Origin of the sequence: Micromonospora sp. CPCC 206060, from assembly GCF_036906895.1 — a bacterium.
In the GTDB taxonomy this organism is placed as follows: domain Bacteria; phylum Actinomycetota; class Actinomycetes; order Mycobacteriales; family Micromonosporaceae; genus Micromonospora.
The window spans coordinates 37,991-52,291 of the sequence record NZ_JBAKHU010000047.1 but is presented as its reverse complement, the minus strand read 5'-3'; the positions used below and the strand labels follow the sequence as shown (position 1 = coordinate 52,291).

General features: G+C 73.0%; 10 protein-coding genes. 5 read left to right on the top strand and 5 right to left on the bottom strand.

Translation table 11 applies throughout. The annotated features are described in order from the left end of the window. The first annotated feature begins 114 nt into the window (after nt 1–114). Nucleotides 115–2,721 carry a CHAT domain-containing protein gene (locus V6U90_RS24220; protein WP_334440970.1) on the top strand — a complete coding sequence of 869 codons (2,607 nt, stop codon included), beginning with the start codon at nt 115–117 and terminating at the stop codon, nt 2,719–2,721. Nucleotides 2,722–2,862: 141 nt separating this feature from the next. Here the strand turns inward: V6U90_RS24220 and V6U90_RS24215 are convergent, their stop codons facing one another. The 4 genes from V6U90_RS24215 to V6U90_RS24200 are packed head-to-tail and all read right to left on the bottom strand — an operon-like array spanning nt 2,863 to nt 7,296. After that, nucleotides 2,863–3,738: an SDR family NAD(P)-dependent oxidoreductase gene (locus tag V6U90_RS24215; protein ID WP_334440967.1), complete on the bottom strand. Its 876-nt coding sequence runs from the start codon at nt 3,736–3,738 to the stop codon at nt 2,863–2,865. Next, nucleotides 3,735–4,577 carry an amidohydrolase family protein gene (locus tag V6U90_RS24210; protein ID WP_334440965.1) on the bottom strand — a complete coding sequence of 281 codons (843 nt, stop codon included), beginning with the start codon at nt 4,575–4,577 and terminating at the stop codon, nt 3,735–3,737. The genes V6U90_RS24215 and V6U90_RS24210 overlap by 4 nt, the downstream gene beginning before the upstream one ends. Continuing rightward, nucleotides 4,574–5,761: a mandelate racemase/muconate lactonizing enzyme family protein gene (locus V6U90_RS24205; protein ID WP_334440962.1), complete on the bottom strand. Its 1,188-nt coding sequence runs from the start codon at nt 5,759–5,761 to the stop codon at nt 4,574–4,576. The genes V6U90_RS24210 and V6U90_RS24205 overlap by 4 nt, the downstream gene beginning before the upstream one ends. Then, nucleotides 5,761–7,296: an aspartate aminotransferase family protein gene (locus tag V6U90_RS24200; protein ID WP_334440961.1), complete on the bottom strand. Its 1,536-nt coding sequence runs from the start codon at nt 7,294–7,296 to the stop codon at nt 5,761–5,763. Before V6U90_RS24200 ends, V6U90_RS24205 begins: the two co-directional genes overlap by 1 nt. 243 nt (nt 7,297–7,539) lie before the next feature. Between V6U90_RS24200 and V6U90_RS24195 the strand changes: the two genes are divergently transcribed. Further along, nucleotides 7,540–8,364 (top strand): IclR family transcriptional regulator, encoded by an 825-nt coding sequence (locus V6U90_RS24195; RefSeq protein WP_334440959.1) that lies wholly within the window; start codon nt 7,540–7,542, stop codon nt 8,362–8,364. Between the two features lie 138 nt (nt 8,365–8,502). On the opposite strand, the gene V6U90_RS24190 is transcribed toward V6U90_RS24195, so the two are convergent. Beyond that, entirely contained in the window at nt 8,503–8,637 is a 135-nt protein-coding gene (locus V6U90_RS24190; protein WP_334440957.1) for a hypothetical protein, read from the bottom strand. A gap of 56 nt (nt 8,638–8,693) precedes the next feature. On the opposite strand from V6U90_RS24190, the gene V6U90_RS24185 reads away from it, so the two are divergent. The 3 genes from V6U90_RS24185 to V6U90_RS24175 are packed head-to-tail and all read left to right on the top strand — an operon-like array spanning nt 8,694 to nt 14,292. Then, the gene (locus tag V6U90_RS24185) at nt 8,694–10,781 is read left to right on the top strand and encodes a hypothetical protein (protein WP_334440955.1); all 2,088 of its coding nucleotides are present in this window, start codon (nt 8,694–8,696) and stop codon (nt 10,779–10,781) included. A 27-nt stretch (nt 10,782–10,808) separates the two neighbouring features. Beyond that, complete coding sequence (locus tag V6U90_RS24180) at nt 10,809–12,995, top strand: hypothetical protein (protein ID WP_334440953.1); 2,187 nt, start codon at nt 10,809–10,811, stop codon at nt 12,993–12,995. Nucleotides 12,996–13,029: 34 nt separating this feature from the next. Continuing rightward, nucleotides 13,030–14,292 (top strand): Gfo/Idh/MocA family protein, encoded by a 1,263-nt coding sequence (locus tag V6U90_RS24175; RefSeq protein WP_334440951.1) that lies wholly within the window; start codon nt 13,030–13,032, stop codon nt 14,290–14,292. Nucleotides 14,293–14,301: the final 9 nt, after the last annotated feature.

Below are 14,301 nucleotides of genomic sequence, written 5' to 3'. Positions count from 1 at the left end.
ACCATGATCCAACCCGAACGACCCAGGTCAAGCCGACCCGCCGACGAGCACCTGACCAGTCACTCCGGTGAAACCGACATTGACCGTGCCGCACCGGTCGGGGATTCTTCATGCATGGTCGTCAGCGCCGGCCCCGGCGCCCCCACGGCGCAGACCGCCCTGGACAACGTCCAGCGTTATCCCCGCGAAGCGATCGCCATCGGCCGGCAGGTACTCGCCGGACGGGTCGACGCCGACGAGCGGTCCACCGCCGAACGGGCCATCGGGCTGGCGCTGCGCGAACTCAACGACCTGCCGGGGGCGTTGTGGCACCTGCGCCGGGCGGCCCGGACCGGCCGGTCCCCCCGGGTCCGGGCACTGGCCCGGATGAGCCTCGGCTACGTACTGGCCAACGCCGGGCAGACCACCGCCGCACTCCGCGCGGTCGGCGCCGCGCTACCCCGACTGACCGGCGCGGACGCCGGGCGGGCCCGGATGCAGCGCGGGGTGGTGCTGCACTACCGGGGCCGGTTCGCCGAGGCGATCCGGGCCTACGGCGTCGCGGTCGAGATCGCCCAACGCGAGGCCGACCTGCTGTTGGAGGCCCGGGCCCGGAACAACCGGGGGCTGCTCAACGCCCACCGGGGCAACGGGCGGGGCACCGACGACCTGACCCGGTCGGCGGCCATCTTCAGCCGGCTCGGGCTCGACCTGGCCGCCACCGACGTGCGCTGGAACATCGGCATCGCCGCCGGCCAGCGGGGCGACATCGCCGGGGCGCTGCGCTGCTTCACCACCGCCGACGCGGACTACCGGCGGCTGAACGTACCGCGACCGGCGCTGCTGCTCGACCGGTTCGAGCTGCTGCTGTCGGTGCCGCTGGTCGAGGAGGCGGTCGAGGTGGCGGACACCGCCGTCCGGGAACTGCGCCGCCGGGGCATGGCCTCCGACCTCGCCGAGGCGCTGCTGGCCCGGGCCCGGGCCGCGCTGGTCGCCGGGGACCTGGCCACCGCCACCGGGGCCGCCGACGCGGCCCGGACCCGGTTCCGCCGCCAGGGACGCCGGATCTGGGCCGCCTTCGCCGGACACGTCGCGCTGCGCGCCGAGTACGCCCGGGGCACCCGTAGCCCGGCGCTGCTCGCCGCGATGGTGCGGACTGCCGACCGGCTCGACGCCACCGGCTGGCCCGATCCGGCGCTGACCACCCGGATCGAGGCCGCCCGGCTGGCCGGCGCGCTGGGCCGGACCGGCCGGGCCGCCGAACTGCTCGCGGTGGCCGCGCGGGCACACCGCCGGGGTACCGCGTCCCGGCGGGCCCAGGGCTGGTACGCGCTGGCCCTGTCCCGCCGGATGACCGGGGACGAGCGGGGCGCGGCACGGGCCCTGCGCCGGGGACTGGCCGTGCTGGACGGCCACCGGGCCGCGCTCGGCGCCACCGAACTGCGCGCGCACAGTGGCGCGCACGGGCGGGAACTGGCCGCCGAGGGCCTGGACATCGCGGTCCGTGCCGGCGCCCCGGCCCAGGTACTGACCTGGGCCGAGCGGTGGCGGGCCAACGCGCTACGGATGCGGGCCGTCCAGCCACCGGCCGATCCCGAACTGGCCGCCGCCCTCGCCGAACTGCGGATGGTGAGTACCGCGCTGGAGGACGCGCTGCTGGCCGGCCACCCGGTACAGGCGCTGCGGCGCAGCCAGGCCCGGCTGGAACAGCGCATCCTCCAGCTCACCCGGGCGGTGGGCGGCGGTGGCGGACTGGTCGCGCCACCGGGCGTACGCGCGCTCACCGGGGCGCTGGGGCCGGCCGTCCTGCTGGAACTGGTGGCGCACGGGGACCGGCTGCGGGCGGTGCTGGTCCGCGACGGCCGGGCCAGCCTGCACGACCTCGGGTCGCTCGCCGAGGCGGTCCGGCTGGCCCGGGCGCACCGGTTCGGGCTGCGCCGGCTGGTCACCACCGGGGACACGGCCAGCGCCCGGGCCGGGGTCGGCTACGCGGCCACCGCCCTGGACCGCCAGCTCTTCGACCCGGTACGCCGACAGCTCGCCGACCGTCCCCTGGTGCTCGTGCCGATCGGCGCGCTGCACGCCGTACCCTGGTCCGCCCTGCCGACCGTCACCGGGCGCCCGGTGACGGTCGCCCCCTCGGCCACCGCGTGGCTGCGGGCCGGCGACCGCACCGCGCCGGACGGACCGCCGGTGCTGGCCGCCGGTCCCCGGCTGCCGGCCGCAGAGACCGAGGTACGCCAGCTCGCCCGGGTGCTGGCCGCGCCCCGGGTGCTGACCGGCGCCGGGGCGACCGTCGAGGCGGTCACCGGCGCCCTGGACGGGGCGGGTCTGGCGCACATCGCCGCACACGGCACGTTCCGGGCCGACAACCCGCTGTTCTCCACCCTGGAGCTGGCCGACGGTCCGCTGACCGCGTACGAACTGGAACGGCTGCCCCACCCGCCCGGCTGCGTGGTCCTCTCGGCCTGCGACTCGGGCCTGTCCGGGGTACGCCCCGGTGACGAGGTGATGGGGTTCACCGCCGTACTGCTGGCCCTGGGCGCCCGCAGCCTGATCGCCACCGTGCTGCCGGTACCGGCGGACCTGACCACCACGCTGATGCTGGACCTGCACCGGCGGATGCGCGCCGGGGTGCCCCCGGCGCAGGCGCTGGCCGACGCCCAGCGGGCCTTCGACACCGGCACCGACGGGGCGGCGCACGCCACGGCGGCGGCCTTCGTCTGCTTCGGTGCCGGCTGAGCCGCCATTACCTGTCGCGGCCCTGCCCCAGCCGCCGCCTGTCGCGGCCCTGCCCCAGCCGCGCGCCGCCCGTCGCGGTTCTCAGGAAACCGGGCCATCACCCGTCCCCGGTCACCCCGGTTTCCTGGGAACCGAGTGGATCTAGGGCAGTGTGCTGCGGTACGGCGGCATGAACCGCAGCCGGGGCATCTGGTCGGCGAGCACCCCGCCGTCGACCACGAGATGGGTGCCGGTGATGTACCGGCCGGCGTCCGAGGCGAGCAGGAGCAGCGCACCCACGCAGTCGGCGGGGGTCCCGTACCCGCCGCGCAGCGGGATGCGCTGCTCCCAGGCCGCCTCGAAGGCCGCCCGGTCGAACGGGAACTTTCCGTCGATCGGTGTGGCGATCATGCCAGGGGCGATCGTGTTCGCGGTGATGCCGTGCGGCCCCAGTTCGGCGGCGAGCGAGCGGGTGAGCAGCTCGACCGCGCCCTTCGAGGCGTTGTAGTGGGCCAGTCCGGCCTCCGCCATCAGGCCGTTCTTGGAGGAGATGTTGACGATCCGCCCGGACACACCGTCGGCGATCATGTGCTCGGCGACCCGCTGGGCGAGGAAGAAGACCGCGTCCACGTTGACCCGCATCAGCTCCCGCCAACCGGCCACGGTGATCTCGTTGAAGTGCTCCAGCCGGGCCACCCCGGCGTTGTTGACCAGGATGTGCAGCGGGCCGTGGGCGGAGCGCAGCCGGTCCACGAGGGCACCGATCGCCTCGGTGTCCGCCAGGTCGAAGGGGTACCGGTGCGCGACCCGACCCAGCCCGGTCACCTGGTCGGCGACGGGACCGAGGTCCACCCCGGGCCGATCCACCAGAATCAGGTCGGCGCCGGCCGTGGCCAGCCCGACCGCGAACGCGGCACCCAGCCCCCGGGCGGCGCCGGTCACGACCGCCAGCCGGCCGGTCAGGTCGAACGACGGCGGCAGCGCGGGCGGGCCGTCCCCGACGGGCCCACCGGCGCCGGCGGGCGGTACGGCGGTCACGACAACCCCAGCAGGTCGAGCGACGGACGGTGGATGAGCTGCTCGATCTGCTCGACGTCGAGCGGGTCCAGGCCGGGGATACCGGGTACCCGGCCCACCGTCCGCAGCCCCTCGACGGAGGCGTCGACGGTGGTGAACGGGTAGTCGCTGCCGAAGAGCAGCTTCGGCCAGACCCCGTAGTCCTGGACCAGCCGGAGGCTGTGCCAGAGCTGGAACGGCCGGTAGTGCAGCGCGGAGACGTCCGCGTAGACGTGCTGGTGTTTGCGGATCACCGCGATGCACTCGCCCTCGTACGGGTGGCCGAGGTGGGCCAGCACCATCCGCAGCTCCGGGTGGCGGATCGCCACCTCGTCCAGGTGCACCGGCAGCGCGTAGCGCAGCGGCGCGGTGGAGACGAAGGTCGTGCCGGTGTGCACCAGCAGCGGCAGGCCGTGCCGCTCGGCGTAGGCGTACAGGTCGTCGTACGCCGGGTCGGCCGGATCGAAGCCGGCGTACATCGGCATCAGCTTGATGCCGCGCAGGCCGAGATCCCGGTGGCCGTGCTCCAGTTCGTCGCGCCAGCCGGGCTGGGTCGGGTCCAGGGCCAGGTAGCCGGTCAGCCGGTCCGGGTGGGCCGCCACGTACCCGGCCACCGCCGCGTCGTCGACCCAGAGCCCGGAGCGGCGGGCCTTGCCGCCGACCACGATGGTCCGGGTGTCCGCCGGGGCGGTGGCCGCGTACTGCGACCACCGCACCGTCAGGTCCACCTCGCCACCGTGCGCCCGGGCCGCCTCGGCGGCGAACGGGTCGCCGACGTGCTCCGGGCAGTCGAACAGGTGCGAGTGCACGTCGACGATCATCGCCGGTCCCGCTTCTCCCAGCCCTCGGCGAACATGTTCCAGAAGCCGTGGCTCGGCGGGTGCTCGGCGAAGACCTCGTCGACCAGTTCGATGCCGAGTCCGGGGGCGGTGGGCAGCGCGATGTGCCCGTCCACCACCGGGAGTGCACCGCGTACCGCGTCGAAGACGTAGGACTCCAGCAACCCGTCGAAGGTCTCCAGGATCTTGAAGTTCGGCATCCCGAGCACCGCGTGCACCGAGGCGGTGGTGCACAACGGTGAGTTGGAGTTGTGCGGGGCGACCACCATCGCGTGCTGGTCGGCGATCGCGGCGAGCTTGCGGACCTCGGTGAACCCACCGGCCATCGACAGGTCCGGCTGGATGATGTCGACCGCCTCGGTGGCGAACAGCCGGGCGAACTCGTACCGGTTGTGGAAGTGCTCGCCGCCGGAGATCGGCATGGTGGCCCGGGCGCGCAGTTCGGCGTACCGCTCGATGTGCGTCCAGGGCAGCGGCTCCTCGAACCAGCCCAGGTCGAACGGTTCCAGCTCGCGGACCAGCCGCACGGCGGTGTGCATGGCGAACCGGGCGTGCCCCTCGACGAAGAGGTCCACCTCGGGGCCGACCGCGTCGCGGACCGCGGCCACGATGTCGACCGACCGGCGCAGCTCGGTGCGGGACAGCTCGCCGAGCCCGGCGCCGAACGGGTCGAACTTCAACGCGGTGTAGCCCCGGGCGACGGTGGCCACCGCCCGCTCGGCGAAGGCGGCCGGCTCCCGGTCGCCGGTGTACCAGCCGTTGGCGTAGACCCGGACCCGGTCGCGGCAGGCACCGCCGGTGAGCCGGTACGCCGGTACCCCCAGCGCCTTGCCCATCAGGTCGTAGAGCGCCTGGTCGACGCCGGAGAGCACGATTCCGCCGACGTCCCCGCCGCGCAGGAAGTCGCCCTGGTAGAGCCGGAGCCAGATCTCCTCGACGTCGAACGGGTCGGCGCCGATCAGGTGCCGGCCGGCCATCGCCTCGGCGAGTTGGCAGGTCTCCCGCCCCCGGTACGGGTGGGTGATCTCGCCGACGCCGGAGAGCCCGGTGTCGGTGTGCACCCGCACGTAGGAGAAGTCCCGCCAGGCGGTGCCGAGGGTGAGGGTCTCCACCCGGCTGATCCGGCCGGCCGGACCGACCGGGCGGGTGGTGTCGACGGTGAGCATCAGGACGCCCCTCCGGCCCCGCCCGCCTGCGCGCCACCCATGGTGGCCGTACCCGCCTGCGCGCCACCCATGGTGGCCGTACCCGCCTGCGCGCCACCCATGGTGGCCGTACCCGCCTGCGCGCCACCCATGGTGGCCGTACCCGCCTGCGCGCCACCCATGGTGGCCGTACCCGCCTGCGCGCCACCCATGGTGGCCGTACCCGACAGTTCGGTCACCCCACCGGCGGCCAGGGTGTCGGCGACCGCCGTCCGGGTGGCCTCCAGCAGGTGGTCGACGTCGGCGTCGGTGTGCGCGTACGAGATGTGGCTGCGCTTGAGGTTGAGCGGCAGCTCGAAGATGCCGTGCTCGGACAGCCGCCGCCGGTAGCCGATGAACATGCCCGCATCGTTGCGCAGCAGGTCGTCGTAGGTACGGGGAACCGGCCCGGACATGAAGTAGCTGACAAAGACCGAGCCGTACCCGGTCACCACGGCGTCCACGTCGAGGCCGGCGAAGACCTCGGCCAGCCCGGCGCGGACCCGCTCGCCGAGCCGGTAGACGTGCTCGTGCACCGGTTCGTCGCGGAGCTTCGCCAGGGTGGCCAGCGCGGCGGCGACCACGGCCGGGTGGCCGTTGTAGGTACCGGCGAAGAACGCGGGCGCCCCGGGGCGGGTGCTGAACAGGTCCATCAGGTCGGCCCGGCCACCCAGCGCCCCGATCGGGTAGCCGTTGGCGATGGCCTTGCCGAGGGTGGTCAGGTCGGGGGTGATCCCGCTGATCCGCTGCCAGCCGCCGAGGTCGTGCCGGAAACCGGTGATCACCTCGTCGAAGATGAGCACGCTGCCGGCCCGGGTGCACTCGTCCCGCAGGGCCGCCAGGAAGTCCTGGTCGGGCAGGAGACAGCCGACGTTGTGCGGGACCGGCTCGACGATGACCGCGGCGATGTCGGCGCCGTGTTCGGCGAAGGCCGCCCGGACCGCCGCCACGTCGTTGAAGCGCAGCACCAGGGTCGCGTCGAGCACCTCCGGCAGGATGCCGGTGGAGATCGGGTCGGGTACGCCCACCCGGTCCGGGGCGGAGATGACGTTGAGGCTGACCGAGTCGTGCCAGCCGTGGTAGCAGCCCTGGAACTTGACCACCAGCCGACGGCCGGTGGCCGCCCGGGACACCCGCAGGGCGTGGAAGGTGGCCTCGCTGCCGGTGCTGGTGAGCAGCACCTTGTCGATGCTGGGAATCAGCTCGGCCAGGGTCTCGGCGAGTTCCACCTCGCCGTCGGTGACGGCCACGCCGCACAGGTCGAGCCGCTGGCCGACCGCCGCGACGGCGGCATTGACATCGGGGTCGTTGTGGCCGAGCAGGGGCGGCCCGAAGGCCGCGTGGTAGTCGGTGTACTCGCGCCCGTCGGCGTCCCAGAAACGCGCGCCGGACGCCCGGGTGATCACCAGGTCGGTGAGGCCGGGGATGCTGCGCTGCCCGCTGTTGACGCCACCGGGGATGACCCGGCGGGCCCGCTCGGCGAGCGAGGTACCGGACGGGGCCGAACGTGGATTCACACCTAACTCCTCATCGGTGCGGCGTCCGCCACCCAGCCCGGTCGCGGACCCCGCGGTGTCTTCCGCCGCAGGAGGAACTTGTCGAAATTTCAGAACACTGTTCGGTATTACCAAACGCTGTTCGGGATACTAGGCACGCCTGATCGCTATGGTCAACACAGGTGCGACGCTTTTCCCGAACAAATTTGCTACGCTGTTCGGCCTTGACGAACACGGCCGGTGTTCCTGTCCGAAAGAAGGACCATGACCGTCACCGAAGATGCGGACACCTCCCGCTACCTGGTGCGCAGCGTCAGCCGCGCGGCCGAGGTGCTGGAGGCGCTCGCCGCCGCCACCCCGGGCCAGGGGCTCAGCGTCACCGACGTGGCCCGGGCCTGCGGGCTGTCCAAGAGCGCGGTCTTCGCCACCCTGCACACCCTCTGCCAGCACGGGCTGGCCGCCGACGACGGCGAGGGGATGAACCGGCGCTACCGGCTCGGGATGACCCTGGCCCGGCTCGGGGTACGCGCCCAGGAGCAGCTCTCGCTGCGCGACATCGCCCGGCCGGTGCTCACCGCGCTGACCCGGGACACCGCGCTCAGCTCCCGGCTGGCCGTACCCGAGGGCGCCCACGCGGTGGTCATCGACCAGGTCAGCAACGGCGAGCGGATCCAGATCGAGCTGCGGATGGGCACCCGGGAACTGCCGCACTGCACCGGGCTGGGCAAGGCGCTGCTGGCCGAGATGACCCCGGCCCAGGTCAGCGAGCTGATCGACCGCGTCGGCCTGCCCCGGCGTACCGACCACACCATCACCGATCTCGACTCGCTGCTGGCCCACCTGGCCGACGTCCGGCAGGCCGGGTACGCGCTCGACGACGAGGAGGACGCCGAGGGGGTGTTCTGCATCGGCAGCGCGCTGCGGGACCACTCCGGCGGCTGCGCCGGGGCGATCAGCGTCACCGGTCTGAAGCTCGGACTGCCGAGCTGGCGGTACCAGGAACTCGGCCGGCAGGTCCGGCAGGCCGCCGAGCTGATCTCCACCCGACTCGGCTACGCCGTCTTGACACCGCCTCCACCTGCTGTTTAACGTCTGCGCCAACGTCCCGGCCCCCGCCGCGACGGGCCCGCGACCAGGTCGCGACCCGTCCGGAGTGCACCGGGACGGTCGCGGTCCACCGCGACGCATCTCGGGCAACAGCTGACTCCCGTCGCACCGCAGCCCCGGTCACGGGACGTATCCGGTCAGCAGCTCCGCCGCCTGCGCGCCCCGCGCGTTCGCCCGACCCTCCCCCGCCCACCGGCGTGCCCGCCGGTCGACGGTTTCTGCCCGGTGCACGGCGTCCCGCCGTACGCCGGCCACCCCCCACCGCCGTACGGTGCCCCGCCGTACGGCCGGACCCGAAGGTTGAGGCTGCCATGGGTCAACCCGGCTCGTCCGCACTCCCCCGCGACCCGGTGCTCCAGGCGGACACCGTCGCCGCGCTCCGCCTGATCGCCCCCGCCACGCTCGCTGCCCGCACGGTGGTGCGGGTGGCCGGGTACCACGCCCCCGGTGACGGCGGTGGCATCCTGCTGCACTGGGACCCGACCAGCACCGCCGCCAGCAACGGCGGCACCGTGCACGACCCGTACGGCAGGCCGGCCGGCCGCTGGCTGGCCCTGCACACCGGGGTCGGTGACTTCCGGATGTTCGGCATCTTCGACCGGGAGACCCCGGCCGACGCCGCCCTCGACGCGATGGTGGCCGACCCGTCGATCCGCCGGATCGAGGCCCACACCGACCTGCGCTTCGTCAAGCGGCACACCTTCGACCGCAGTGACATCGAGCTGGACTTCGGTGGGCACACCGTGCACACCGACGGTATCGAGCGCAACATCCACGACAACCCGTTCGGCGCGGTGCTCTACTTCCGGGGCACGGTGACCGACACGACGGTCACCCACACCCTCACCGAGACGGTGCCGGAACTCTCCGACGTGTTCCAGGTGCCGGACTCCGGACGCTTCGCGGTCGGCCAGTGGTGGACCGCGACCAGCAACTCGCTCGTCGGCCGGGACGAGCGGGACCTGCAGAAGATGGTCCAGGTCACCGGAATCGTCGACGGTACGCACATCCGGGTGAACTACCTCAACGGCTGGGAACTGGCCCCGGGCCGCACCATCACCTGGACCCGGGTCGAGCCGGTGCAGCGGGCGCACGTGCGCAACATGGTCTTCCTCGGCTACGTCGCCTTCACCGGCGAGTACCCGGGCTCCGGCCCGGACGACCGGGAGTACAGCGGCTCCCACCCGGTGGCGTACGAGTACGCGGTCCGCTGCGACGTCTCCGGCATCGACGCCACCGGCACCTGGTGGCCGGTGATCATGCGCCGCTGGTGCACCCACTTCACCACCGCGAACTGCACCCTGAAGAACCCGCCGACCGTGATGTACGGCGGCGCCGGCTACCTCACCCAGCAGATCTACTGCCTCTACGGGCACATCGTCGACTGCCGCAGCTCCAACGCCCGGCACCTCAACGACCTGACCGCCTCGGCCTACTGCACGGTGGAGAACTGCCACGGTGACGGCGACGACGCCGGTGGCAACCCGTTCACCACCCACGGGCAGTACGAACACGACCTGGTCTTCACCGGCAACTCCGGCCTGATGGACATCGCCAACAGCGGTGGCCAGTGGGGCATCAGCGCCAAGCGGATCACCATCCGCCGGCACGTCTGCTCCTGGTTCGTGGCCGGCACGAAGATCACCGACCTGACCCTGGAGGACGTCCGGGTCATCGCCCGGTCCACCTTCGACCCGGCCGGCACCCTCCAGGTCAACGCGGACGGCATCCAGATGCGGGGCTGCTCGGCGCGGACGTTGAGCATCGCCCAGCGCTCGGCCCGCTCCCGCCGGCCGAACATCATCGCCGACTGCGACTTCGACCAGCCCGCCGGAACGGTCATCGTGCAGACCCCGGTGAGCAACCCGGTGCACTTCGTCCGGACCACCTTTCGTGGCCTGGACGGCGCGATCATGCGCGGCGCCGGGCCGGTGCACTTCACCGACTGCACGCTGACCGGCACACCCGGCGCGGCACCGCTGAGCATCGGCAGCGCCGAGGTGGTGGTGCACGGCGGCACCCTGGCCGACACCGGCATCGAACTGTCCGCAGTCCGCGACCAGCGCCTGGTGGTCGACGGCGGCGCCCGGGTCACCGGCACCAACGCCCGGCGGGCGCTGCTGTCCCGGGCCGCCGGGACCGGGAAGGTCCGGGTCGAACTCGGCGACTACACCAGCAGCGCGGCCGACGCCGAAACCGCGCACGTCCGGATCGAGACCGGCACCAACCGGTACCGGGCGGTCGGTGCCCGCTTCTCCGGCGGCCGGCTGGTCCTCGCCGAGGCCGGCTTCGGCACCGGATCGGCCCTGCTGCACACCGGATGCGTCGAGGAGGGGGTCGGCCGCGCGCTGCCCGCCGACTCCGCCCACGTCGCCACCGGCGACAACCTCACCCTCTGACCTGCTCCCCGGACAAGGAGTACCCCCGTGAACAGCTCCGAACCGACCACCCGCCGTACCCTGCTGCGCGCCTCCGGCCTCGGTGGCCTGGCGCTCGCCGGCACCGCACTGGCCATGCCCACCTCGATGGCGTACGCCGCCCCCGAGGAGCCGGCCACCGCCACCGAGCCGCTCAGCCCCGGCCGGGACACCATCGGACACGTCCCGACCGTCGCCGCGCTGCTCGGCATTCCATTGGACCAGCTGCACGACGGGCAGGTCGTGCACGTCGACGGGTACCACGCCGCCGGGGACGGTGGCGCCCGGCTGGTCCGCTGGGTCGCGGCCAGCACCACCGCCGGCAACGGCGGTACCGTGCTCGACCCGCACCGCAGCGCCCCGGCGCCCGGCCGCTGGCACCAGTTGCACAGCGGCGTCGTCGAGTTCCGGCACTTCGGCATCTTCGACGCGACCGCCCCGGCCGACGCCGCGCTCGACGCGATGGTCAACGACCCGACGGTGTACCGCATCGAGGCCCACTCCGACCTGCACTTCGTCAAGCGGCACACGTTCTTCCGCAGCGACCTGGAGTTCGACTTCGGTGGCCACACCATGTCCACCAAGGGCATCGAGGACGCCGGCCGGGACGACCCGTTCGCCGCCGTGCTCTTCTTCAAGGGCAAGGTCACCGAGCAGGTGCACACCCACACCCTGACCGAGACGGTCCTGGAGGGCTGGGACTCGTTCCAGGTCGCCGACTCCGCGAAGTTCGCCGTCGGCCAGTGGTACGCCGTCGAGGTCAACCAGCTCGCCGGTCGCTGGGAGAAGGAACTCCAGAAGCTGGTCCAGGTCACCCAGATCATCGACGGCACACACATCCGGATCAACTACAAGAACGGCTGGGAGCTGGCCGCCGGGCGGACCCTCACCTGGACCCGGGTCGAGCCGGTGGCCCGGGTGCACGTGCGCAACCTGGTCTTCACCGGCAACGGCGCCGACCAGTACACCGGTTCGCACCCGCTGGCCTACGAGTACGCGGTGCACTGCGACGCCACCGACATCGACGCCACCGGCACCTTCTGGCCGGTGATCATGCGCCGCTGGAGCACCTACTTCCACACCGCCCGGTGCACGCTGACCAACCCGACCTCGGTCACCTGGGGTGGGGCCGGCTACCTCACCCAGCAGATCTACTGCCTCTACGGGCACGTCGAGGACTGCCGTACCTCCAACGCCCGGCACCTCAACGACTGGACCGCCTCGGCGTACTGCTACGTGACCAACTGTCACGGCGACGGCGACGACCAGGGCCCGTTCGTCACCCACGGCCAGTACGAGCACGACCTGGTCTACACCGGCAACTCCGGGCTGATGACCTTCGCCAACTCCGGTGCCGCATGGGGATCGGCGGCCAAGCGGATCACCGTCCGCAAGCACGTCTGCTCGTGGTTCGTGGCCCGGGTCAAGGTCACCGACCTGACCCTGGAGGACGTCCAGGTGATCCGCAAGGCCGGCCTGGCCGGCTCCGGCATGCTCTGGGTCAACGCCGACGGCATCCAGATGCGCGGCTGCTCGGCCGACGACACGCTGATCATCTCGCAGGCCTCCACCCGCTCCGGGCGGCCCAACATCATCGAGGGCTGCACCTTCAAGCTGGCCGCGCCGGCCACCCAGGTGGTGCAGCCGAACGTGACCGTGCCGGTGCACCTGGTCCGGTCGACCATCACCGGGGTCAACGGGCACACCTTCAACGGCACCGGAGCGCTGCACCTGACCGACGTGACCCTGACCGGGGCGCCCGACGCGGCCCCGATCGTGGTCAAGGCCGCCGAGGTGCGGATCACCGGCGGCACGTTCACCGACACCGGCATCAAGCTGGCCGCCGCCGCCGACCAGCGGATCACCGTCGGCGGCGGCGCGGTGGTCCGGGGTACCAACGCGGCGAAGGCGCTGCTCTCCCGGGACGCCGCCACCGGTGCCGTCCGCTGGGAGCTGGGCAGCTACCTGAGCACGGCCGGCGACGGCGAGACCGCGCACGTGCGGATCGAGTCCGGCCGCAACCGGTACGCGGCGGTCGGCACCCAGTTCACCGGCGGTCGGCTGAAGCTGACCGACGGCGGCTTCGGCGACGGATCCTACCTGCACCACACCGGGTGCGTCGAGGAGGGCCTGGCCGACCGGAGCATGCCGACCGCCGGGCCTCGGGTGCGCGACACCGGGAACCTGAGCGTCTGACCGGCCCCCACGGGTGGCGAGAGAGGAGAGTGTCGTGGAGCAGCAGGACCGGCCGGTGCGGGTGGCGCTGGTGGGCGCCGGCAACCGGGGCCAGACGTACGCCCGCTGGGTGGCCGACCACCCGCAGCGGGCCACCCTGGTCGCGGTCGCCGACCCGCGCGCGCACCAGCGGAACCTGGTCGCCTCGGCACACCCCGGCGCGGTCGGCTTCGCCGACTGGCAGGACCTGCTGCTGGCCGGGGTACCGGCCGACGCGGTCATCATCGCCACCCAGGACCGGATGCACGTGGAGCCGGCCGTGGCGTTCGCCTCGGCCGGCCACCACATGCTGGTGGAGAAGCCACTGGCGCCCACTGCCGAGCAGTGCCGGCAGATCGTCGCGGCGGTACGCGCCACCGGCGTGCTCTTCGCCGTCTGCCACGTGCTGCGCTACACCCCGTACACCGACCTGGTGAAGCGGGTGGTCGACAGCGGGGTGCTGGGTGAGATCGTCAGCGTCCAGCACCTGGAGCCGGTCGGCTGGTGGCACTACGCGCACTCCTACGTCCGGGGTCCGTGGCGGCGGGAGGACCTGGCCACCCCGATGCTGCTGGCGAAGTCCAGCCACGACCTGGACTGGCTCAGCTACGTCACCGGCCGGCGGATCGAGCGGGTGGCCAGCTTCGGCGGGCTGCGGCACTTCCGCCCCGACCAGCGCCCGGCCGGGGCCGCCGACCGGTGCCTGGACTGCCCGGTGGAGTCGACCTGCCCGTACTCGGCACTGAAGCTCTACCTGCCCACGCTGCGCGAGCGCGGCCCGGTCTGGCCGGTCAGCGTGGTCACCGACGGCACCGACGAGGCCGCGCTGACCGAGGCGCTGCGCACCGGCCCGTACGGGCGCTGCGTCTACGCCAGCGACAACGACGTCGTCGACCATCAGGTGGTGGCGATGGAACTGACCGGCGGGGTGACCGCCACGTTCACCATGACCGCGTTCACCGCGCAGACCCACCGGCAGACGCGGCTGTTCGGCACGCACGGGATGCTCACCGGGGACGGGGAACGGGTCCGGGTGTACGACTTCCGCACCGACACGATCGAGCAGCTCGACGCGGGTACGGTCGGCGGCTCCACCGCCGCCGACGACCACGGCGGCGGCGACAGCGGCGTGATGGACGCGTACATCCGGGCGGTCGCCACCGGCGACGGCCGGCACATCCGGTCCGGGCTGGACGAGTCGCTCGCCAGCCACCTGGCGGTCTTCGCCGCCGAGACGGCCCGGCACAGCGGCACGGTCGTCGCCGTACCCGCCCAGTGACCGTGACCA

Excerpts from the sequence above, each read along its gene's own strand:
- V6U90_RS24205 (WP_334440962.1), bottom strand. The coding sequence starts at position 5,761 with ATGCTCACCGTCGACACCACCCGCCCGGTCGGTCCGGCCGGCCGGATC.
- V6U90_RS24220 (WP_334440970.1), top strand. The coding sequence starts at position 115 with ATGGTCGTCAGCGCCGGCCCCGGCGCCCCCACGGCGCAGACCGCCCTG.
- V6U90_RS24195 (WP_334440959.1), top strand. The coding sequence starts at position 7,540 with ATGACCGTCACCGAAGATGCGGACACCTCCCGCTACCTGGTGCGCAGC.
- V6U90_RS24210 (WP_334440965.1), bottom strand. The coding sequence starts at position 4,577 with ATGATCGTCGACGTGCACTCGCACCTGTTCGACTGCCCGGAGCACGTC.
- V6U90_RS24185 (WP_334440955.1), top strand. The coding sequence starts at position 8,694 with ATGGGTCAACCCGGCTCGTCCGCACTCCCCCGCGACCCGGTGCTCCAG.